At 55.0% G+C, this 21,496-nt stretch carries 12 protein-coding genes and 1 pseudogene; 6 read left to right on the top strand and 7 right to left on the bottom strand.

Annotated features, from left to right (window positions below; genetic code table 11):
* Positions 1-24: 24 nt before the first annotated feature.
* The 7 genes from HMPREF1487_RS19180 to HMPREF1487_RS27355 form a co-directional block, all read right to left on the bottom strand.
* Entirely contained in the window at positions 25-372 is a 348-nt protein-coding gene (locus tag HMPREF1487_RS19180) for a DUF2934 domain-containing protein (protein WP_010798367.1), read from the bottom strand.
* Positions 372-3,176, bottom strand: coding sequence for a malto-oligosyltrehalose synthase (treY, locus tag HMPREF1487_RS19175; protein WP_010798366.1), 2,805 nt, complete (start codon positions 3,174-3,176; stop codon positions 372-374). Before treY ends, HMPREF1487_RS19180 begins: the two co-directional genes overlap by 1 nt.
* Positions 3,173-5,248, bottom strand: coding sequence for a 4-alpha-glucanotransferase (gene malQ, locus HMPREF1487_RS19170; protein WP_010798365.1), 2,076 nt, complete (start codon positions 5,246-5,248; stop codon positions 3,173-3,175). Before malQ ends, treY begins: the two co-directional genes overlap by 4 nt.
* Positions 5,245-7,044 (bottom strand): malto-oligosyltrehalose trehalohydrolase, encoded by a 1,800-nt coding sequence (gene treZ / locus HMPREF1487_RS19165; RefSeq protein ID WP_010798364.1) that lies wholly within the window; start codon positions 7,042-7,044, stop codon positions 5,245-5,247. Before treZ ends, malQ begins: the two co-directional genes overlap by 4 nt.
* 125 nt (positions 7,045-7,169) lie before the next feature.
* A complete protein-coding gene (gene glgA, locus HMPREF1487_RS19160) occupies positions 7,170-8,744 on the bottom strand; it encodes a glycogen synthase GlgA (protein WP_010798363.1) in 1,575 nt (524 codons plus the stop codon).
* Between the two features lie 347 nt (positions 8,745-9,091).
* On the bottom strand, positions 9,092-10,213 hold the full coding sequence (locus HMPREF1487_RS19155; RefSeq protein ID WP_037030259.1) for a mechanosensitive ion channel family protein: 1,122 nt from the start codon (positions 10,211-10,213) through the stop codon (positions 9,092-9,094).
* A gap of 64 nt (positions 10,214-10,277) precedes the next feature.
* The gene (locus tag HMPREF1487_RS27355) at positions 10,278-10,421 is read right to left on the bottom strand and encodes a hypothetical protein (RefSeq protein ID WP_010798360.1); all 144 of its coding nucleotides are present in this window, start codon (positions 10,419-10,421) and stop codon (positions 10,278-10,280) included.
* A gap of 426 nt (positions 10,422-10,847) precedes the next feature.
* Between HMPREF1487_RS27355 and HMPREF1487_RS19150 the strand changes: the two genes are divergently transcribed.
* From HMPREF1487_RS19150 to HMPREF1487_RS19130, 6 genes and pseudogenes are all read left to right on the top strand, one after another.
* Positions 10,848-12,905: a sensor histidine kinase gene (locus tag HMPREF1487_RS19150; protein ID WP_177325222.1), complete on the top strand. Its 2,058-nt coding sequence runs from the start codon at positions 10,848-10,850 to the stop codon at positions 12,903-12,905.
* Between the two features lie 16 nt (positions 12,906-12,921).
* Positions 12,922-13,578, top strand: a complete 657-nt coding sequence (locus HMPREF1487_RS19145; protein WP_010798358.1) for a response regulator — start codon at positions 12,922-12,924, stop codon at positions 13,576-13,578.
* A gap of 85 nt (positions 13,579-13,663) precedes the next feature.
* Positions 13,664-17,647, top strand: a complete 3,984-nt coding sequence (locus HMPREF1487_RS26375; protein ID WP_010798357.1) for a sensor domain-containing protein — start codon at positions 13,664-13,666, stop codon at positions 17,645-17,647.
* Between the two features lie 228 nt (positions 17,648-17,875).
* Positions 17,876-18,814, top strand: a pseudogene (locus HMPREF1487_RS28445) (methyl-accepting chemotaxis protein); the annotation flags it as partial.
* Between the two features lie 447 nt (positions 18,815-19,261).
* Complete coding sequence (locus tag HMPREF1487_RS28440; protein ID WP_371106389.1) at positions 19,262-19,915, top strand: methyl-accepting chemotaxis protein; 654 nt, start codon at positions 19,262-19,264, stop codon at positions 19,913-19,915.
* Between the two features lie 23 nt (positions 19,916-19,938).
* Positions 19,939-21,483: a chemotaxis protein CheW gene (locus HMPREF1487_RS19130; RefSeq protein WP_010798355.1), complete on the top strand. Its 1,545-nt coding sequence runs from the start codon at positions 19,939-19,941 to the stop codon at positions 21,481-21,483.
* The last annotated feature ends 13 nt before the right edge of the window (positions 21,484-21,496 follow it).

Below are 21,496 nucleotides of genomic sequence, written 5' to 3'. Positions count from 1 at the left end.
GGGGCAGAGACATTAAGGCAGGACTTACTCTTTAGGTACGGTCTTGGCACGCGGAGCACGGGGCTTCTTGGGCGCTGCAGCGGCAGCTGTGGTTTTTTCGACCGGAGGCTTTTCAGTCTTGGGCTTAACGGCTTCCTTGACCTTTTCGACCGCTTTTTCGGCCAGCGAGGCAGCCTTGGGCTTGGTTGCACGAGGCTTCTTGGGCTTGGCTACAGGCGCTGCTGCAGCTTCAGGCGCTACACCTTGCTGCTGCTCGGCTTCATAGAGCTTGGTAGCCATTTCCCAATGGCGATGCTCTTGATGAGCAGGACGACCTTCGGACTCCCAAATCTGGTAGGCGAGCTGCTGAATGCGTTCGGTGCGTTGACTCATTATAATGTCTCTCCTTGTGACAGGTCTTGTGTAATCAATAAACCAAGAGGAAAGCTCGCAAGAAGCTCGCTTAATGAAAGTTCACTCTGTTTCACATGGACAGATGAATGGCTGAAAGTTTCCGTAAAAATTTGATCGACGAACTGTTTTGGCACTTTTACAGAAGTGTCCTGCCATGCTGATGCCTCAAAAGAGGGACTGGGATTCTCCCCAATGAAGCGCCAAACGCGCAGCGGTACAATAACGATAGCGGCCTTGCCCTGATACTCACGGGCGAATGCCAGTACGTGGCTCGCCTGTGCTCCCGAGACTTCCAGCGGTATGTACTGGCCCTTGAGAAACACATCCGCATGAGAGGTACGGGCCGCCAGGGTTCTTGCAATCACACTCTGCTTGACGCGGCCATCCTTCCAGCTAGAAAGCAGCTCTGCCGGGGCCTTGGCCTCTTTCAGCGCAGCGATGCGAGGCGGATAGTCCACCGGACGGCGGTTGTCAGGCTCGACCAGACTCAGATCCCAGAAGTCACATCCCTGATAGAGGTCCGGTACACCGGGTGCGGTCATTCTAAGCACCGCCTGGGTCATGCCGTTCAGCGCACCTGCAGGAGCGATACGGGCTACCATCTCGACAATTTCCTTACGAAGTGCCCCGCCTTTTTCACCGGTGATCAATTGTTCCAGGAAATTACGGCACGCTGCTTCGTATTCGGTATTAGGCGTCCACCAGTCTGACTCAAGCTTCTCTTCACGTAAGGCTTTTTCCTGCCAGGGCAGGAGACGATCCAGATACGCCTGAAGCCCCTGCTTGTCATCGGCTGCCAGATCAAGCGGCCAGCTGGCCAGCAGGGTTTGGTAGAGCATCAGCTCATCACCCGGGGTAGGGGCAGGCTTGTCAGCAAAGGTTCCCCGCAGCGGTGAACCCATCTCCAACCAGCGGGTTGCAGCCTGGGTATAGAGATCAGCCATTTCGGAGATGACCGCGAGGCGTGCGCGTGTGTCTTCGCCGCGTTTGTGGTCATGGGTCGCGGTAGTCAGCATGTTGCGTGGGAACTGCTCGGACCGCAGTTTGCTGCTTGCATGGAACTCTTCTGTGCTCTGGCTGAAGTTCTGTGGGTCGAATCCCACATCGTTGCGCGAGAGCAGGGCGCCTGAGCGGTAACAGGAGGTGTCTTCCACGGCCTTGGCTGCAACGGGTGAGGTCAGCTGCTGGAACTTGGTAATAGCGCGACGCTGCTCGCGACGTGCCACGCTACCCACCGGCTGACGGCAGGGAGCCTTGCCACCCAACCATTCATGCAGCAGCTCCAGTACTGGTAGCTCGGCTTCCGAAAGATTGGGGCGCGCACCGTCTACGGCTTTCTGGAAGAACTTTTCATCCTCACCAGTAAAGCCGGCTGCGCTGGCGTAAGTGCGGTAAACCGGGAAGTAGGTAATCAGCTCAAGCAAGACGCGCCTAATGGAACCCAGGCTGATGTCACGGGTACGCCAGTCCTGCTGAGCCACAACATGCAAGGTATGCGCAGTGGATTCGAATTCACTGGCCAGTGCAGTAGTCACCACGAGGCGGCGCGCCTCACGAACTTCTTCCATGAAGTCGGCTGGGCGTCCGGTCTTTTCAGCCCAGAATTCGTTCAGAGGTTTTTCGCCGGCCGGATCATGCATAACCCCCGACACTTCGTTCATGAACTCATAGCCGGTGGTGCCGTCAATGCCCCAGTCGCCACGCAGGTGCTCGCCCTCGGCAAGGATCTTCTCCACATAAATGGGGAAGCCGCCTTCAGGCGTGCCGTTGGAACGGCTCTGGCAGATCGTATCGATCTGTCTACGCAGCTTGCGGCAATAGCCACGGGGATTGGCCAGACCGTCGATATGGTCCAGGCGCAGACCGTCGATCAAGCCTTCGCCGATCAGTCGGAAAATCATGGCATGCAGCGCGTCGAAGACCTCGGGGCGCTCCATGCGCAGGCCACCCAATTCGGTGATATCGAAGAAGCGGCGCCAGTTGATATCGTCGGAAGCGGTACGCCAGCTTGCCAGACGGTAATGTTGACGCTCCAGCAGCGCATGCAGACGCTCGTGATTGGCCGCGTCGCTTGCATCGAAAGCTGCCAGGCATTGGTCCAGCGCTGCCTTGACTGCAGGGTTTTGACGAGCACTTTCTGCCAACTGGGTAACGGCCTCGTTGGCGCCTTCACGGTCACCCTCGCGGGCCTCGAACGCATCGGCAAACAGGCGCAACTCGGAGGCATCGCTTGCGCGTAGGATATCGGCGTAGGTAGGCGGTGAAATAGGGAAATGGTGCGCGTAGTACTCGACCCGGAAACCGTCTTTCTCATCAAATACCAGCTTCAACTCACCGGCCTGCAGAATGTCACCATAAGCGCCACCCAAGAAAGGCAGCAGTAGCTGACCATGCAATTCAGGGTCGGGGCTGTACCAATTGATGTCGTAGAATTTGGCGTATGGGCTATGGCGTCCCCATTTGAGCACATCCAGCCACCACGCATTCTCCGATCCGCCCACGCTCATGTGGTTGGGTACAAAGTCGACGATCAGTCCCATGCCACGCTCGCGCAGACGGGCAACCAAACGGCGCAAGGCCTCTTCACCGCCCAATTCAGGATTGACGCGGGTGGGGTCCACAACGTCATAGCCGTGAACCGAGCCGGCTCTGGCCGTGGTGATGGGGGAGGCATAGATATGACTGATGCCCAGGTCGGCAAAATAATCGACCAGGGGAATGGCATCGTCCAAGGTAAAGTCCTTGTGAAACTGCAGGCGAACAGTCGCGCGCACTGGGCTCATGATGAGTGGCTCTCCGCTTCTTGACGGGCTGCCGCCAGTAACTGCAGGCGACGCTTGGGGGTTTCGTTATTGAGTAGGGTGCTGGCCTGATCCGGCCAGCGACGGCGCCAATTGGGGTGGCTATCGATAGTGCCGGGCAGGTTGGCTTGTTCTTCCAGGCCCAAGGCATCTTCAACCGGCAGGATAACCAGCGGTGCCGGTGTTTTACCGATATGGCTTATGCAGGCATCCACAGCCGCTTTGGCGCTATCAGGGCTGGTGTCTTTCAGGCCCAATGTCTTGGCCAGGCGCTGGCGATCCTCTGCACGATTCTGCTTTTCTTTTTCTTCGGTGGTGTCTTCCGCCAACTGTTCCAGCCGGGCCTGCCATTCGACATCACGCGCAATCCACCAGCCAGTCATGGTAGGAAGATCGTGCGTCGTGGTCATGGCGATGGAGGTATTGTTCCAATCTTCGATCTCTTTGAAGTTCTGGTCCTCGTCGCGCTCAAACATCAGCACTTGCATGCCCATGATGGACTTTTCCATCAGACGCTCACGAAACCCTTCCGGTACGGTGCCCAAGTCTTCACCCATGACAATACATTCGTTACGCCAGGACTCGATTGCCACCAGACGAAGCATGTCTTGAATGGGATAAGACAGATAGGCGCCATCGGCCGGTGAGGCGCCCTCGGGCACCAGCCACAGTCGTTGCAGACCCATCACATGGTCGATACGTACACCGCCTGCATGGGCAAAATTTGCCTTGAGCATTTCAAGGAACGCCCGAAAGCCGTGGCGCTGCAAACCAGACGGCGAGAATGCAGAAATGCCCCAGCCCTGGCCGCGCTGGTTGAGCAGGTCGGGTGGTGCTCCAACGTTGACAGACGACAGCAGCTCTTCCTGCCGGCTCCAGGCCTGACTGCCGCCGCCATCGGCGCCTACGGCAATATCAGCAACAAGGCCGATTTTCATACCTGACGCTTGAGCAGCCTTTTGTGCGCTTTCCAGGCCGCGGGCGGCCAGCCACTGCGTGAACGCATAGAACTCCACGTCTTGTGCATGAGTTTCAGCAAACGTGGCGACAGCAGGATTTTGAGGGTCCTGATATTCCTTTGGCCAGTGCTGCCAGCTGGGCGCCGCGGTACCATGGGCAAAGGATGCATGTAGCGCTTCGAACCGGCAGTGGTTTTCCAGCGCTTCGCCACCCTGTTGGCGGAAGGCCTTGAAATCGTCCTGCAACTCACCGCTTTTCACACGGAAGTCCATGAATAGCGCTCTAAATACACGAAGGCGAGTCTTGGCCACGGCAGGCCAGTCGACCATCTCCAGTCCCTCCAGGCGGGACCACTCCTGCGCTAGGCCGGTCTTATCCAAGGCGTGTTTGAGCGCTTCCTCACCCAGAATCGCGGCAGGAGAAGCATTCAGGATATTGAGAAACATCCGGCTGGAGGGCGAATAGGGGCTGTAACGATTGCCGTCAGCACTGAACATGGCATGCAGCGGGCTGATAGCAACCGCATCGGCGCCCAGCTCTGCCGCCGAGCGGACAAACTCTTCGAGCGCTTTCAGATCACCCAGGCCACCATCCCCCGGACGACGCAGGCTATACACCTGCACGGCCAAGCCCCAAGTTCGCGGTTCGGGTTTACCCAGGGCATCGGCAATGCTGTAACAGCGCTCGGGTGCAATCGCCAGGGTGACCTGCTGTTCGCCTATTTTCAGGGTGTGATAGCCCATGGTGTCGATGGGCGTGAGTTGGCCGTTCCCGTCCACCTTGCCGGTCACGCTGCTACCCGATTCAAGGGTAATCGCATAGGTCTGTCCAGCCTTGAACTGACCTGTCCGGCCGACAGGCTTGTTGCAGTCTCCGGTAATGAGGGGAGGAAGGTTTTCGCTGTCTTCCAGCTCATCCAGTTTGGCCAGGCTGGCCTTGATGTCCGCCTCCGAATCTGCGGGCAAGCCAAGTGCGGCGAGCAGACTACACAAGGCCTCATCCGATACCTGTTGAGGCGTGCCGTCATAGGCATCCCAGTGAATGGAGATGCCAGCTTTTTCTGCCAGTGCGTGCAGTTGGTCAGAATCGTTCATTGAGCATCCTCCAGCCAGGCGAGGGCGGTATGCCCAGCCAGTTGGCCTTGTTCGCGCGTGGAGAGACCGCTATCCGTGCTGGCGAAGAGCAGTCGACCCGGTTGTTTGGTATCGACAGAAACGGCTTGCTCGCTCAGGTTGACTTCCAACGTGAGGCGGGCACCATCACCCAGCGTCCAGCAGGCGGTGACCGCCTTTTCGCCTAACGCTTTAGCCTCTGCTGGACGAGCACCAGGCAGACGCGGAATGATCTCCTGATGGCGAATCTCGAGAAGCTTTTTGTAGAGTCCGACCCACAAGGCATGATCTGGCTGGTCCGCTTCTCCAAAATTGGGCTTCGAATCTTCAAAGGTGGTAACCGCATTAGGGTCCGGGATCTTTTCTCGGTTTTCCTCATGGGTGAAGAATTCGAAATCCTTGAACTCGTTGCGACGACCATCTCTTACCAGCTTGGCTAACTCTTCGTTATGACTGGTAAAGAATAGGAAGGGCTGCCGGCTACCCCATTCCTCACCAATGAAGAGCAGTGGAATCATGGGGCTGAGCAGCAAGAGAGTCGTAGCGGCTTTTAGAGCATTCTCTGGGGCGAGAAGTGTCAGGCGCTCACCAAGGGCACGGTTGCCAATCTGGTCGTGGTTCTGCAGGAAGATGACAAAGGCCGTTGGTTGCAGATGGCTGCTCGGCTCCCCGCGCCCCTTGCCGTGGCGAGTGTCTTCGCCCTGGTAGATAAAGCCCTCGCTCAGGCAACGAACCAGCTTAGCAGTGGCGTCTTGGGTAAAGTCCTGGTAGTACCCTTCGTTCTCACCGGTAATCATGGGATGAATCACATTGTGCCAGTCATCCGCCCACTGCCCATCGTAATGTACGCCGCCCAAGAGGGAGGCGGTGTTGTCCTCGTTTTCCAGAACGAGATGCACATGGCGACCCGGCTCGACCGTTGAGCGAATCTCGTCTGCCATTTCCATGAGGAAACCCTTGTCACCAATGGCATGGACCGCATCGAAGCGCAGGCCGTCGAAGCGGTATTCCATCAGCCACATCAGGGCATTGTCCTTGAAATAGCTGCGTACGGCCTGTTGACGGAAGTCGATGGCTGCACCCCAGGGCGTGTGGATGTCTTCACGGAAGAATTTTTCGGCATAGGCGTGCAGGTAGTTGCCGTCCGGGCCGAAGTGGTTGTAGACCACATCAAGGAACACCATAAGACCATGCTCATGGGCCGTATCGATCATGGCCTTGAGATCTTCAGGCGTGCCGTAGGAGGATTCCACGGCGTAGGGCAGCACACCGTCATAACCCCAGTTGCGACCGCCAGGGAATTCGCTCAGCGGCATCAGCTCGATGGCCGTGACTCCGAGTGCAGCCAGCTTGGGCAGAATATCTGCAACGCCTTTGAATCCACCCAGCGTACCGACGTGGACCTCGTAGATAACACTCTCGTGCCAGGGGCGGCCGCTCCATTGGGTATGACGCCATTCATAGGTATGCGGATCAATGACAATGCTGGCTTCATGTACGTCACCCGCCTGGGCCCGGGACGCAGGATCGGGAACCAGAAGGTCACCGATACGATAGCGGTAGCGTGTGCCGACACCACAGGCGGCTTCAGCGCTGAACCAACCCCCATCGAGGGCTTGCATGGGAACAATCATGCCGCCATCGAGAACTACGTCGACAGCCGTGGCGCTGGGGGCCCAGAAACAGAATTGGGTACGATTGTCGGAGAGAAGAGTGGCGCCAGCCGTGCATTGCCAGGCGTAGCGGTTATTTTTGGACGGGCGTGACAAGTCCTTCATGCGTTCTGTCTCCCAGTGGAGGGCAGGGTAAGGCACGTGGGTGCAGGTTCGGTTTGTGGTGCGCGCTCCCGCCATGAAGGCGGGAGTGTTCTTTCTATGACCAGAAAGATGGCGCTAAAGTTGAATCAGATCGCAGCTTGTTCCTGACGAACTTTAGAAAGCAGCGATTGATAGAGCTCATCGTACGGTTGAGCGCTCTGAGACCAGTAGAACGGGCCGCTCATGGCGCGTCGACGCATGGCTTGAAGCAGATCCTTACGCTCGAACACTTCGAACGCACGATCAATGGACTTCGTGTAGCTTTCCAGAGTGTGCTTGTCGAACAGGAAACCGGTAACACCATCTTCAATACTGTCCGCCAAGCCACCTGTGCGGCGAGCAATTGGTAGAGAGGCAAAGCGCTGCGCATACATCTGGCTCAAGCCACAAGGCTCGAAGCGAGAGGGCATCAGCAGGAAGTCGCTGCCTGCAAACATGCGGCGAGCTTCGGTCTCGCAGAAACCTACGTGTACGCCAACACGACCCTTGTAGCGCTTGGACAGCTCATTCACTGCGCGCTCGACCGCAGGCTCTCCGCAACCAATGATCACCAATTGGCCACCGCGAGAGACGATATGGTCAACTGCTTCAATGGTCAGATCGATACCTTTTTGGTGCACCAGACGGGAAACGACCGCGAACAGGGGACCTTCAGAAACTTCAAGACCGAAATCCTCACGGATACGGTCTGCATTGGCCCGCTTGCCTGCCCAGTCATAGGGAGAAAAGCTTTGGCACAGGTGCGGGTCATTGCAAGGATCCCAGCCCTCGTCGATTCCGTTGAGGATTCCGGACAGCTTGCCCTGCTTGGCCTTGACCTGAAGCAGACCTTCCAGCCCACAACCAAACTCGGGTGTGGTGATTTCCTTGGCATAAGTCTGGCTTACCGTCGTAATGTGACTGGCGTAGCTCAAGCCTGCCTTGAGAAAGGAGATCTTGCCGTAATACTCAAGACCGTCAATGGAAAATGCTTCGGCCGGGATACCGAGGTCTGCCATGCAGTAACGGGGGAATACGCCTTGATAGGCCAGGTTGTGAATGGTCATCACTGATGGTGTTTTCAGTCCGCGCCATTGCACATAACCTGCGGCCAGGCCTGTCTGCCAGTCATTCAAGTGCAGGAGATCAGGGCACCAGCGAATGGACGCCGTGCCTGCTGCCAGATCCGCTGCCGCCGAAGCCAGGCGACCAAAGCGGATATGGTTGTCGACCCAGTCGGCACCATGGGTATCGGCATAAGGTGTGCCCGGAAGCTCATAGAGTTCGGGGCAGACCAACACATAAATCACGAGACCGTCTTCCTGATCGACACGGGCGATGTCGCAGGCAGGCATGGCAGCCAGTGCCGGAATACGTCCGACAATCTGCATTTCGTCGCGGATGGCATCCATGACAGGACGATAGCCGGGAATAAGAACCCGGACGTCATGCTTGGAAGACAACGCGCGTGGCAGGGCAGCGGAGACTTCTCCCAGGCCACCAGCTTTTACGAAATCGGTAATCTCGGGTGTTACGAACAAAATACGCTTACGTGTTTCAACGACTGAGCTCAGCTTGAGCTGGCGCTCGTCGGTTTGAGTAGGGAAGCGATTGGCATTGCGCACTTCTGCTGAGTTCGCAGCTACAAGCGTTTCAAATTTCCCCACAACGGCATTTGCCATATTGCGCTCCCAAAAAGCAGTAATGACTGAGGTTTGCCCAATGAACGCTTCTCGTCGAAGCCGACATACCGATCAAAAACGTCCACAGCCATGCTGCTTACAGCCCCCTGGCGACGTCCCCCTGTAAGGGACTGGACAAAGGGGCGTTGCAAGGTTGCGCCCGATAGTCCAGTCTGCATAAAAGATGACCTGCGCCAGCTCGCCTAAGTTTCCTGGTTGGGTATGCACATTTGACGAACGTGCTAGAACCGTGCCGCTTCTGGTGGGCTGGAAATAAAGCACGCCCCTGTAGCTTTAGCGAAGATCGTTACAATTACGCGACAGTACTCTGCGTAATCGCCTTAAATTCAGATTTCAGGCTGTCTAGCTGGCGTGTTGTGCATTTCGTCGGATCCTGAGTGGGGCCGTTTGATTTGTGTGCCCACTTCCGCCCGCAGCTGAGGCAAACACTCTGGAAATTCCCGATTTACGAAGGCAATCAGACGCTCACGTACATGGCAGCGTAGATCCCAGTTCTTAGATGAGTCTGGAGAGGTAACGAGGACGCGTAGCTGTATAGCTCTGTCCGAAGCATCCGTAACTTGCAAGACGCACACACGGCCATCCCACAAATGGGGCACTTCATTGCACACGCGCTCCAATTCAGCGCGTATCGGCTCCATCGGGAGAGAATAGTCCACCCACATGAAGACTGATCCCATGAGGCTGGAATTGGTGCGGGTCCAGTTCTGAAAAGGCTTCTCGATAAAGTACTGCAGGGGTACTACCAAGCGACGATCATCCCAGATCCGTACCACGACATAGGTTCCGGTAATCTCTTCAACCCGGCCCCATTCCCCCTCGACAATCACGACATCATCAATTCGAATGGGTTGGGTCACGGCAATCTGCAGACCGGCAATGAGATTGCCTAGTACAGGGCGTGCGGCGATACCCGCCACGATACCGGCCACACCAGCGGAAGCGAGCAGACTGGCACCGATTTGCCTGACCTCGGGAAACGTCATCAGCATGGACGACAGGCCTACCAGAAAGACGACAAAACCTAGGCTGCGCACCATGACGCGCGTCTGGGTCTGGATACGTCTGGCACGAAGGTTATCTTCAATATTGACCGGGTGACGGATGGAAATGGTCGCGCCAATGGCTTTTACGCACCGTAAACCCAGCCAAGTAAAGGCAGCGATTGTGATCAGGGCCGTCAGGTGCCTTAAGCCACCGATCAGGGGCAGGGTGTCAGGCGCTGAGCCCAATACGCCTTGCAAGGCTATCAGCGGGATCAGAAACCGGGCAGGGCGCTCGGAGTAGCGGATCAGTGTTTGGGCCAGCAAAAAAGGCCGCGCGATTCGTTTAAGTACAGTAGAAATAACCAGTACGGCAATACTGGCGATCGCCATCGAAACACATGCCGCTACCAGAGTAGCCAGCCACGGAGAGGAGAGAAATGTCGACCAGTCGATGGACATCATCCAGAGTCCTTAGGAATCAAAAAGCCGCGAAGCGCGGCTTTATCGGCTGATTCAGTCGGTGGGTTTAAAGCGAAGTAGGGCTTTCAGGCGGAAGGGGGGTGTTATCAACACTACCGGCATCAGCGTCGTTAGCGGCTTGAATAGTTTGAATACGTGCCACAGCAGACACATTGCGCGCATAGCTGCGGGTGATATCGATGATCATCATGGCATCTCACCTCAATGCTGCAAGGAACTTGGACCTGGTCGCGCTGATGATTCAGCGCTTGTCAATTCCGACTGGGCTTCTCGGGCTCTGGTTCCCCAGCCTCCCAGCTAGAGCGGCTTTAGCAGCTGAACGGTCATCAGGCGAGTAGTAATACCAGCCTATTTGAGGAGTAGATGCCAACAATCCCAGCTCGTTTGAACACGTCATACGTAATTATTGAGAAGAACGTAATGAATCGTTTCAGCTATAAACGTAAAGCTTATCAAGGAAAGGCCGACATCCTTATGGAAAGGCTGGGCTGATGACAGTTTCAAGGGATATGCAGCGTCGATTTACTTAGCCAAACGGCCATTCAGTGCTACTAGTTAGATAAGCACCTCGTGTTGAGGCGAGTCACTTGAATAGGTAATCCGTCCTTTGATGTTTATGCGTTCATCCGATATTGACACCCACGTATCGTCCTCTCGAAATGTCCTGCTGGCAGCCCCGTGGCGACTGGTTCTGGTATATACCGTAGTGGGTGTCCTTTGGGTCGTAGGTACGTCCTTTGTCATTGAGACATTAAAGCTTCCTGAATGGAGCTATACACTTCGCGGGCTGCTATTTACCTTGTTCACGGCCATCACGGGATGGTGGTTTATCAAGCGGCTGGCTCAAATTGCGATTCAGACCCAGCGACTGATCAGCCAATCGGAAGGCGATTACCGAGCGTTATTCGAAATTCATCCAGCACCCATGTGGCTCTATGACAAGCACAGTCTCGTTATCATTAAGGCAAACGAGGCGGCTCACAGGACTTATGGTTACACCAGTGCTCAATTTGCCCAGCTGAAGATCACTGACTTGTACGCATCCAGTGATAGGGATGAATTTAAAAATCGCACCCATAAAAACGGTATTAACAGTCAGCATCTTTCTGGTATTCGCAAGCATGTCAATCAATCCGGCAATTCCATGGATGTAGATGTGCTTTGCCATGAGCATATTTTCAAACATGAGCCTTACGGGCTTCTGATGGCACAAAACGTTAGCGCCCATTTCGAGCTTGAGAAAAAGCTGGCCAATAGCTTGAGGCAGCTTGAGCTGGCCCAGCATATTGGCATGATGGGTTATTGGGAGCGGGATCTAAAAGACCAGTCGATTCGCTGGTCGCCTGAGATTTATTCAATCCTCAACCTGGACCCCAGACAGGAAGAACTTACCTTCGAGCGCTTTCTTTCTCTTATTCACCGGGATGATCGAGCGCGCATGGCCAAGATATATCATGAGGCGGCTTCGGTGGGGCAGACCACTCATGAGTATCGGGTTACTCCAAATAATGGAGAGCTTCGCTACGTGTTTGAGCGTACTCAGCTAATAGGAGATGAACAGGGAGTCGCCCGAACGCTGTTCGGGACGTTTATCGACGTATCCGAGATCAAGGTGGCCGAGCAGGCGTTGGCGAGGCAGCAAAAGCGTTATGAACATATGGTTGACACCCTTCCTGAAGGTGTACTGATCATCCATCAGGGGCGTGTTACATACGCTAATAACGCCGCCTGCCATATGTTCGCCGAACATTCAGGTGCACGGTTACGGGCGCTGGATATCGGGCTGTGTTTCCATCCGGATCATCGGGAGCGCGAGATGGACCGCCTTGATGCCTTGCATAAAGGTCTGACGCAAGAGCAGACATTCAGGCATATCACATTATTACGGCTGGACGGCTCAGAATTCGAGGCTGAATTGGCTGAAATCATTCTTGAAGAGCATGGACACCGTGACGTGCAGTTGCTTGTTCGGGATATCAGTCAAGCCTCTCAGATGCGCCGGGACCTGGAGGTAGCCAACAAGAGCTTGCAACGTCTGTCCCAGCGGCTGATCGAGGTGCAGGAGTTTGAGCGCCGACAGCTGGCCCGTGATCTGCATGATGATATTGGGCAGCAGCTCACAGGCATCAAGCTGCACCTGCAACGACTTGTTCGCAAACTCGACCATGAATCTGAAGTCAAAACATTAGCTACCGACCTTGGCCAAAGCGTAAATGATGCCTTGGCCAAGGTGAAAAGCCTCTCGTTGTCCCTTCATCCGCTACAACTTGAAACATTAGGACTTGAAGCTGCCGTGCGGTGGCATCTGTCCCAATTTCTAGGAGCTACGTCTACTCAATGGGAGCTGAATGTTGAAGGGACGTTGGATAACCTGTCAGCCGACATGGCGGTTGTTGCGTTCAGAATCATTCAAGAGGCCGTGAACAATGTAGCCAAGCATGCGCAGGCGGCTTCTGTAAGGATCACCTTAAGTTATGACGTCGAGGGGCTAAGGTTAGAGATATTGGATGATGGTTGCGGATTTGATGTCAGCAATGCGTCTCAGGGAGCCAGAAGTCTGGGGCTTACCAGCATGCATGAGCGGGTGGCTTCTTTAAACGGGAAGGTCAGGATCTCAAGCATATCGGGCGTAGGCACACGTATCACAGCGGTTCTGCCTGTTGCGACTAATTGATGAAAGGAGAATGAGCTTGGTAACCCGTGTAGCGCTCGTTGATGATCATGCCTTGATCAGGGCTGGGCTGCGGTCTTTGGTCGAAGACCAGCCTGGCTATGAGGTTGTGGCGGAAGGAGGGGATGGCTCCGATGTAGAAAGTATTCTGCGGGAGCATAAACCGGACATCTTATTATTGGATATCAGCATGAAGCACCTTAGTGGTCTCGATGCGCTACGCCAATGGCGTGAACAGTATCCAGATGTTCAGATTCTTATGCTTTCCATGCATGCTACACCTGACTATGTTCTGGCTGCATTACGCCTAGGTGCGCGGGGCTATCTGCTCAAGGATGCGGCTGCACAGGAGCTAGACCTTGCTTTGCAAGCCCTGGCACGCAACGAGTCGTATTTAAGTCCCGGTATTGCCCAGACCGTTATTCAGTCCGCTATCGTTGAAGGCCGGCCACGCGAGAGTAGTAGCGGCGGTTCGGTATTGACGCCCAGGCAAACAGAAATCTTGCGTTTGATTGCACGTGGTTGCTCGACACGTGATATCGCTCAGGGCCTTGGACTCAGTGTAAAAACCGTAGATACCCATCGCTCGCAAATCATGGATCGCCTTAATCTGCATGATGTGCCCTCGCTGGTTTTATACGCTGTACGTAAAGGCTTGATAAGCCCTGAGGATTAACAGCTTATTGGCTTAGGGAATTCCCTGATAGTCAAGGTGGCGCAAGTTTCGCACACTAGGTCACTGGCTATTGAAAGAGTGCCCTATGTCTTCATTTTCGTCCCAGGCTGATCGTTTCCTGGAGCATTATCTCTCACGTCATGATGCTTCAGACGCACCTTCTGCTTCATTTCCAGTGTCCTACTCGTGGGCGTTCTGCTTGGGCGTTTCCATGGTCAGTCTCCTTTGCCTGGGCCTTGGCCGGCTAGAGGTTGCGTTACTGATCTGGGGGGGCGCGCTGACAATGGCCACGGTAAACCGTCTGGCTTGGCAAGCGTTCAGCGTTTGCGGGCTGGTTACCCTTGTAGGGTGTCTGGTCTGGTATGTCATTGATCCCCACCCCTACGATATCGATATTCATCTCCTGATCGTTTGCGGGTTGGTTATTTCGGTCAGCTATCTTTCGGGAAAAGTGGCTCGGCTGAAGACGAGAATCAAACAGCAGCACATACACAACCACTTGTTGGCGCAGTTCAGTTCGGTCCTTACCCAGTCGCCTGACGTATGCCTTAAAGAGATTGACTTGAGCGGTCGTCTTTTAAGCATGAATGACCAGGGTCGATTGCTCATGGACGTTTGCAATTCCGAGCAGGTCCACGGCGCGGATTGGTTGAGCTTCTGGAAAGACGAATGGGCTCCAAAGGCGCGTCAGGAATTTGATCAGGCCTGTTTGGGCGTGCCGGGGCGTTTTGTTGGCCAATGTGACACGCTCAATGGCACAGCCAAATGGTGGGATGTACTGGTCCTGCCTGTCCGTGGGCAGCAAGGGCACATCGAGACGATATTGGCGTTCTCTTGGGACATTACCGAAGCTCAGCGTAACGCTACCAAGCTTAAAGACACCCACGATGAATTTGATGCTCTTCTAAATAACCTTGATGAAGGAATGTATCGGCTCGATCAGGAGTGGCGTTTCATTCAAGTCAATGAGATGGCTGAGGTCCTGCTCAGGCGCACACGAAAAGAGCTATTGGGCGCTTACATCTGGGATCTTTACCCAGAGGATGAAGATCGGGAACTCGGTTCGGCTTATCGGGATGTGATGTATTCCGGTTTCCCTCGTCATTTCGAATTTTATTTTCGGCCTTTTCAGCAATGGCATCGTGTCAGCGCCTATCCACGGCCTAACGGTATCACGGTGTTCTTTAGCAACATCACCTCGGATGTCGCCAGCGTCCAACAGAGCCAGACAACAGAAACTCGCCTGCGCTTGGCTCAGGAAATTGGTCGTTTCGCCGATTGGCAATTCGATCTGGCCTCGCGTGAACTTATGTTATCCGAGCAGGCGATACAGCTCCTGAATATTTCCATGGAGGCAGGTGGTTCGCATCAGGATGAGCTGATGAAGCATTTGCATCCTGATGATCGTCTGGGGCTGGTTTCAGCGCTGCTGGATTTGACCGAGGGAAAAGCTTCCTTGAGTGTCTCTTTACGTCTCCGGCACGTCGGGCGGTCGGGAGCATGGAGAAACTTTCAATTTGCAGGCGTGGTGCTTCGCCCTAAAGCTCATCCCCAAGGCCTTTTGGTCGGTTGCATGCAGGATGTGTCCTTGCAGAAGCATCGTGAGCAGCGCCTGATTCAAGCAGAAGCCTTTACACGCAGTATTCTTGATGCACTACCTCAGTTGGTATGTGTATTGGACGAAGCCGGTACTGTAATTACCGTCAATCAAGCGTGGACCCAGTTTATTGATACCCATCCCGCCCAGTGGGACTGGCCGGATGCTGGAACGAATTACCTGAAATTCTGTGCAGGTATGGCAGGCCGGGGTGGGGCCGTGGCGCAGACTATTTTGGCTAAACTCCAGTCTCTGCTAGATGGAGAAGGTGATCCTTTCAGCCTGGAGTTTAAGATGGACTTGGGGGATGAGGTTCGCGTCTTCAAGATGTTTGCCCTGCTAATGGACACTGAGCAGAAGCAATTACTCATTGTGCATGAGGATGTCACCGAAACGGCTCGTCTTCAGCGAACACTAAATACTCAGGCCCAACGGCTCAAGTTGATTTACGAAGGCTCGAGCGATGGGTTGTGGGAGTGGATCCCGCAGCGTAAAGCGCTTTACCTGTCCGAGCGGTTTATTGAATTGATAGGAAGCATCCCTGATGAGCATCAACCGTTTCCACAGTGGTTGATTGAACAGACTCATCCCGATGAGACCGAGGCGTTGGTATCTATGCTTGAATGCCATCTGGTGCATGACGCGCCATTTGATATCGAGCTGCGTCTGCAAACGGCTATGGGCTGGCATTGGTTCAGGATCCGTGGCAAGGCCGAGCGGGAAGGGGATGTACTGGTGCGCTTCGCAGGATCGCTGATGGATATCGATTTTCAGCGAGACCTTTTAGCTCAGCTTCAAGAAAGTGAAGCTCGTTTCAGGGAAATGGTTGAATATCTTCCTCATGTCTTCTGGGTATATGACATTTCCAAGGAAAAAGTCAGCTATGTAAGCCCAGCCTTCCAAAAAATATGGGGACATTCTCCTGAGTTGTTATACGAGAATGCGACACAATGGATCAGCCTTGTCCATCAGGATGATCAACCCTTGGTTGAGCGCTTTCATCAAGAGGTGATCTGGCATCACCGGTCTGCTGAGGTCGAGTACCGCTCAGTCGATGCCAACGGTAAACTTTTGTGGGTCCGTAATAAGGCTTTTCCATTTCCGAACGCCCAAGGAGAGGTTGCTCGTATTGTGGGTATCGCCGAAGACATCACCGAGGCGCGCACCTACCAGGAACAACTTTATGCGGCTGCGCATTTCGATAGTTTAAGTGGGTTACCCAACCGAGTCATGTTCCATAAACGCCTGGAAGAGCAATGTGTTCAGGCTGGAAAGGGTAATCGCGAGTTCTCGGTACTCTTCATTGGGCTTGATCGTATCAAATGGGTCCAGCAATGCCTGGGTCAGCGTATACGGGATGAATTGGTCAATCAGGTTTCCGAGCGTTTCCAGACCGTATTAGGTGCAAAGGGCTACCTTGCTAATCTAGCCAGCGATGAGTTTGCGGTACTGTTGAGCCGAGAGGAGGAAATGGCGCATGTGCATGATGTTATCAAGGCCTTGCTTCAGTCGCTTGATGAGCATTTCTTATTGGCGACAGAATCGATCCGGCTAACAGGCTGCATTGGTGTAGCTCAGTATCCATTGGACGGTGAAACGGCTGAGCAATTGATCAAGAACGCCAATGCTGCCGTGTACGCCGTACAGAAATCTGGGCGCAATGGGTATCAATTCTTCAACCAAGGATTGCTCAAGCACAGCTTCGATACGCTTAAGCTTGAAGCTGAACTTAGTCGTGCGATCGATCAAAACGAGTTCGTTCTGTATTACCAGCCCAAAGTGGATATGGCTAATCAACAGGTATGTGGCGCCGAGGCCCTGATTCGCTGGGAACATCCAGCTCATGGTCTCCTTAGTCCGCTACGGTTCATTTCATTGCTTGAGGAAACCGGCCTGATCGTGCCCGTTGGGCTCTGGTGTATCGACCAGGCTCTGGCGCAACTGGCTGAGTGGCAATCAAGAGGGCTAGGCCATTTTGTAGTAGCGGTGAACCTGTCGCTTCGCCAGCTGCAACCCGACCTATGCGAGCAAGTGCGAGCCAGTTTGGAGCGACATGGTATTGAGCCGGGCTGCCTGGAACTGGAGCTTACCGAGTCCATCATGCCTGAGGCAGGCAGCGAGTCGAGCGCCATCATCAATGATCTAAAAACGTTGGGCGTCCGGATAGCAGTGGACGACTTCGGTACGGGTTATTCGACCTTGGGAAGTTTGCGTTCCTTTGTGCCGGACACACTCAAGATTGATCGATGCTTTCTTAACGAGATGGCCAGCAATGCTTCTGATCGTGCCATTGTGAAAAGCGTCATTGAGATGGCTCACGCCTTGTCGATGACGGTTGTGGCCGAAGGTGTCGAGTCGCTGGAGCAACAACGGTTATTAGAGGAATTGCATTGTGACCAGATGCAGGGGTTCTTGATCAGTCCGCCGGTTGACGCCGTTATTTTTGAGGAAAAGCATATTGCCATTAGGTAAATGACTTAGTTCTTTCAGCTTGCAGTGTCAAAAAGCCGCTCCGCTGTAGAGCGGCTTTTTTTTGAGCTTACGGCGTGGCAGGCCTTCGATTCTGCCATCCATCCTGAAACTTTAGCCGCTCGGTGGCTTAGATGTTTCAGGTTTTTTCTTAGGAAAAGCAGGCGTTTTACCTCAGGTTCTCCCCGATAGTTTCTCTTGATCAACGACGCTTAAATATGCCTGCCGTGGATGTCAGGCGAGCCGAAGTGTTTCGGCCTACATCAGACAGGCCGCACGCTTTGGAGTGAGCAGGAGCCACCCAGCTGCGTATGCATCCATTTATCAATGAAACCATTGCTCGTAGTTGAGGAAACCTTCATGGCCCTGGTCAAGAAACCCACCACGCCTTCCGCCGCGGCTGAAAAAGTCGTATCCCGTACCGTTGCCCGTGACGCTGAGGCACAGCGCAAGCGTGCCCGTACACTGGCCAAGCAGCAGCAGGCAGCCGAGCGCATTGCTGCTGCAACCAATCAGCTGTCTACAGGCGTGAATGAAGCCGCTTCTGCTGCAGAAGAGCTCAAGCGTGCCGCCGATCAGATCGCCAGTGGTGCAGAGGAAGCTTCCGGCGCTGCTCAGCAGTCCCTGAAAGCTTTCGAGATCGTAGGCCGCTCCATTGAGCTTCAGCAGCAAAGCGCTGCGGTTGCCCAGGAAAAATCCGAGGCCATGCAGCGCCTGGCTGCGGCGGTCAATACTGACGTAGTAGCGCTCATTGCCAACGTTCGTGTTGCGGCAGAGCGTCAGTCCGGCTCGGTTGACCGCGTCGCTGAGCTTAAGCAGCAGGCCGCTAACATTGGCGAGATCGTCAAGGCTGTTGGCCGTATCGCTGACCAAACCAATCTTCTGGCATTGAACGCTGCCATTGAAGCCGCCCGTGCAGGCAAGCATGGTAAAGGCTTTGCCGTAGTGGCTGACGAAGTCCGCACCCTGGCAGAAACCTCTGAGAAGAGTGCCAAGCAGATTTCCGACATGGTCGGCAAGATCCAGCATGACGTGGAAAACATTGCCCAGGGCATTAACCGCTCCGCTGAAACCATCCAGACCGAAGTAGAGAAGGGTGGCACCATCACCCAGCAGCTTGAACAGATTCGTCTGGATTGCATAGAAATTGTAAAAGGTGCGCAGGACATCGCCGCGGGCGCTGTTCAAAGCAGCGCTGCTGCCCAACAGGCCTTGCGCGGTGCAGATTCCATTGCCTCCGCTGCCGAGCAGCAGTCCGCCGCGGCCGAGGAATCCGCCAAGACGGTAGACGAGCAGGCCCAGGCCCTGGCTGAGTGCGAGCAGGCCGCTCAAAGTCTTTCAGAGCTGGCTGAAGAGCTGAAGAGCTCAACTGATGTCAGCAAAAGCGCCGAAGAGGTTGCCTCAGCGGCTGAAGAGCTGTCTTCGGCTGTTCAGGAGATCAATCGTGCGTCCAGCCAGATTTCTCTGGTAATCGACCAGATCCGCCAAGGCGCACAAACGCAGGCTGCTGCTACCGAAGAGTCCGCTGCAGCGGTCACTCAGATCGAAAAAGGTCTGGAATTGGCGCAAGGCCGTGCAACGGCCAGCCTGGAGAAGGCGAATGCCATCAAGACGCTGATGGGGGCCAACAAGGGCAACATCGACGCCATGGTCAATGGTGTGACGTCGTCCATCGAAGCGACTCGCGCCAGCCTGAGCCAGATCAAGGATCTGGAACTGATCTCCCGCCGGATCGACAAGATTGTTGACGCGATTACCACGGTTTCCATCCAGACCAACATGCTGGCCGTGAACGGCTCTATCGAAGCGGCCCGAGCCGGTGAGTTCGGTAAAGGCTTCGTCGTCGTGGCGACCGATATCCGTAACCTGGCCCATGACTCCGCTGAGAACGCTGACCGCATCAAGGATCTGGTGAAAGCCGTTCAGGACCAGATCGGGGTAGTGGGTCGCGACCTGGAAGAAATCATCAGCGCTGCCCTGGCAGAAGCTCAGAAGGCAACGGTGATTACCCGCAACCTGGACAGCATGGCCGGTGACATCGCCAGTGTAGAAGTGGGTTCTTCCGACATTCTGAAATCTGCCGAAGAGATCAGCGCCAGCATCACCCAGGTGAAATCCGGTATCGACCAGATCTCTGCCGCCGCCCAGGAAGCCGAGCACGCGGCTCAGGAAGCCGCCGCTGCTGCCAAGCAGCAGTCGCAGGGTGCTGAGGAGCTGTCCGCCGCCATTGAAGAAATTGCCTCCCTGGCTGATGAGCTGCAAAGCGCCTAAATCCCTGAAGTGAGGGGATCGAGATGACTCAAACAACTGCAAATGAAGCCCTCGTCGTACGCGGCGAGGGAGGAGATGACGACGAGCTGGCTCAAGGGCATCAGTTCGTAACGTTCACCGTCGGTGAGGAGGTGTTCGCGGTCGAGATGTTGCCTGTGCAGGAAATCATCCGTGTACCAGAGGTGATCCGTGTACCACTAACACCGCCAGCCCTGAACGGTCTGGCCAACCTGCGCGGTAACGTGTTGCCGATTATCTGCCTGCGGACCTTGTTCAACATGGAAGCCCGCGATGCCGATGATTCGACCCGCGCCATTGTGCTCAATTTGGGCCAGCCGCTGGGTTTCGTGGTTGACCGTGTTGCCAGTGTCATTATGGTGGAAGACGATCAGATCGAGCCGGTCAGCCATGTCCAGTCCACGATCAACACCCGGCTCCTGACAGGGCTGCTCAAGCAGGTTGGCGGCCACGAACTGGTCATGATCCTGGATTTCCAGGCCCTGATCCGAGACAGCTTCAGCGAGAACAGTCTGCTCCAGCGTACCGTCATGGCCAGCAGCATGTCCGTTCTGCCTGACACCGCCGATGAGGATGAGGACAGTGATGAGCTTCAGTTGGTCAGCTTTACCGTAGACAGTCAGGAATACGGTATCGCGATCGAGGATGTTCAGGAAATCGTCCAGGTTCCCGAGCATATCGTCTCTGTACCCAAGACGGCGTCCCATGTACGCGGTGTCATGACGCTGCGTCAGCGCCTGCTGCCTCTGGTATCGCTACGCGAGATGTTCCATTTGCCCAGTCAGGAGACTGACGAGCGCAGCCGCATCCTGGTGGTAAGTCTCGCCGGGGTATCGGTTGGGATCATTCTCGATAGTGTTAATGAAGTTTTGCGAGTGCCCGGCTCTCAGGTTGAGCCCATGCCGCCAATGCTGGCGCGAGACCAGAACATGGCTGAGCTGACCGGTTTATGCCGCCTGCAAAATGGCAAGCGACTGGTTTCCGTCGTGTCAGCAGAGCGCTTGTTCCAGCACCAGTCGGTGCAACGTGTTTTGAATACGAATGATAAGGAGCCGAGCGTGGACGAAGAGCTGCTCGATCAGATTGATAACGACGACGAAGAGCAACTGGTGGTGTTCCGTTTGGGTAACGAAGAGTTTGGCGTACCCATCGACAGCGTCCAGGAGATCGTTCGTGTCCCGGAAAACCTGACGCATGTACCCAAGGCGCCTTCCTTTGTCGAGGGTGTCATGAACCTGCGTGGCGTTGTGCTGCCGGTAATCGATCAGCGCCGCCGCTTCGGATTACCGAGCATCGAGAACAATGATCGCCAGCGCATCATGGTGTTTGTCATCAATGATCTGCGCACCGGCTTTATCGTGGATTCGGTCGCTGAAGTGCTGAAAATCTCACGCAACCTTATCGAGCCTGCACCGGCACTGTCGAGTGAACAGCAGCGCCTGTTTGGTCGCGTGGCAAACCTGCCCAAGCAGAAGCGCATGATCCAGCTTGTCGAGCCGCGTCAGCTTCTGGGCGAGCAGGAGCTTAGCGCCCTGTCGAGCGTCGCGTAAGGGAAGGGTGCTG

The organism is Pseudomonas sp. HPB0071, assembly GCF_000478505.2.
Lineage (GTDB): Bacteria > Pseudomonadota > Gammaproteobacteria > Pseudomonadales > Pseudomonadaceae > Chryseomonas > Chryseomonas luteola.
Note: the sequence above shows the minus strand (reverse complement) of the source record. Positions and strands in the feature narration are given on the sequence as shown.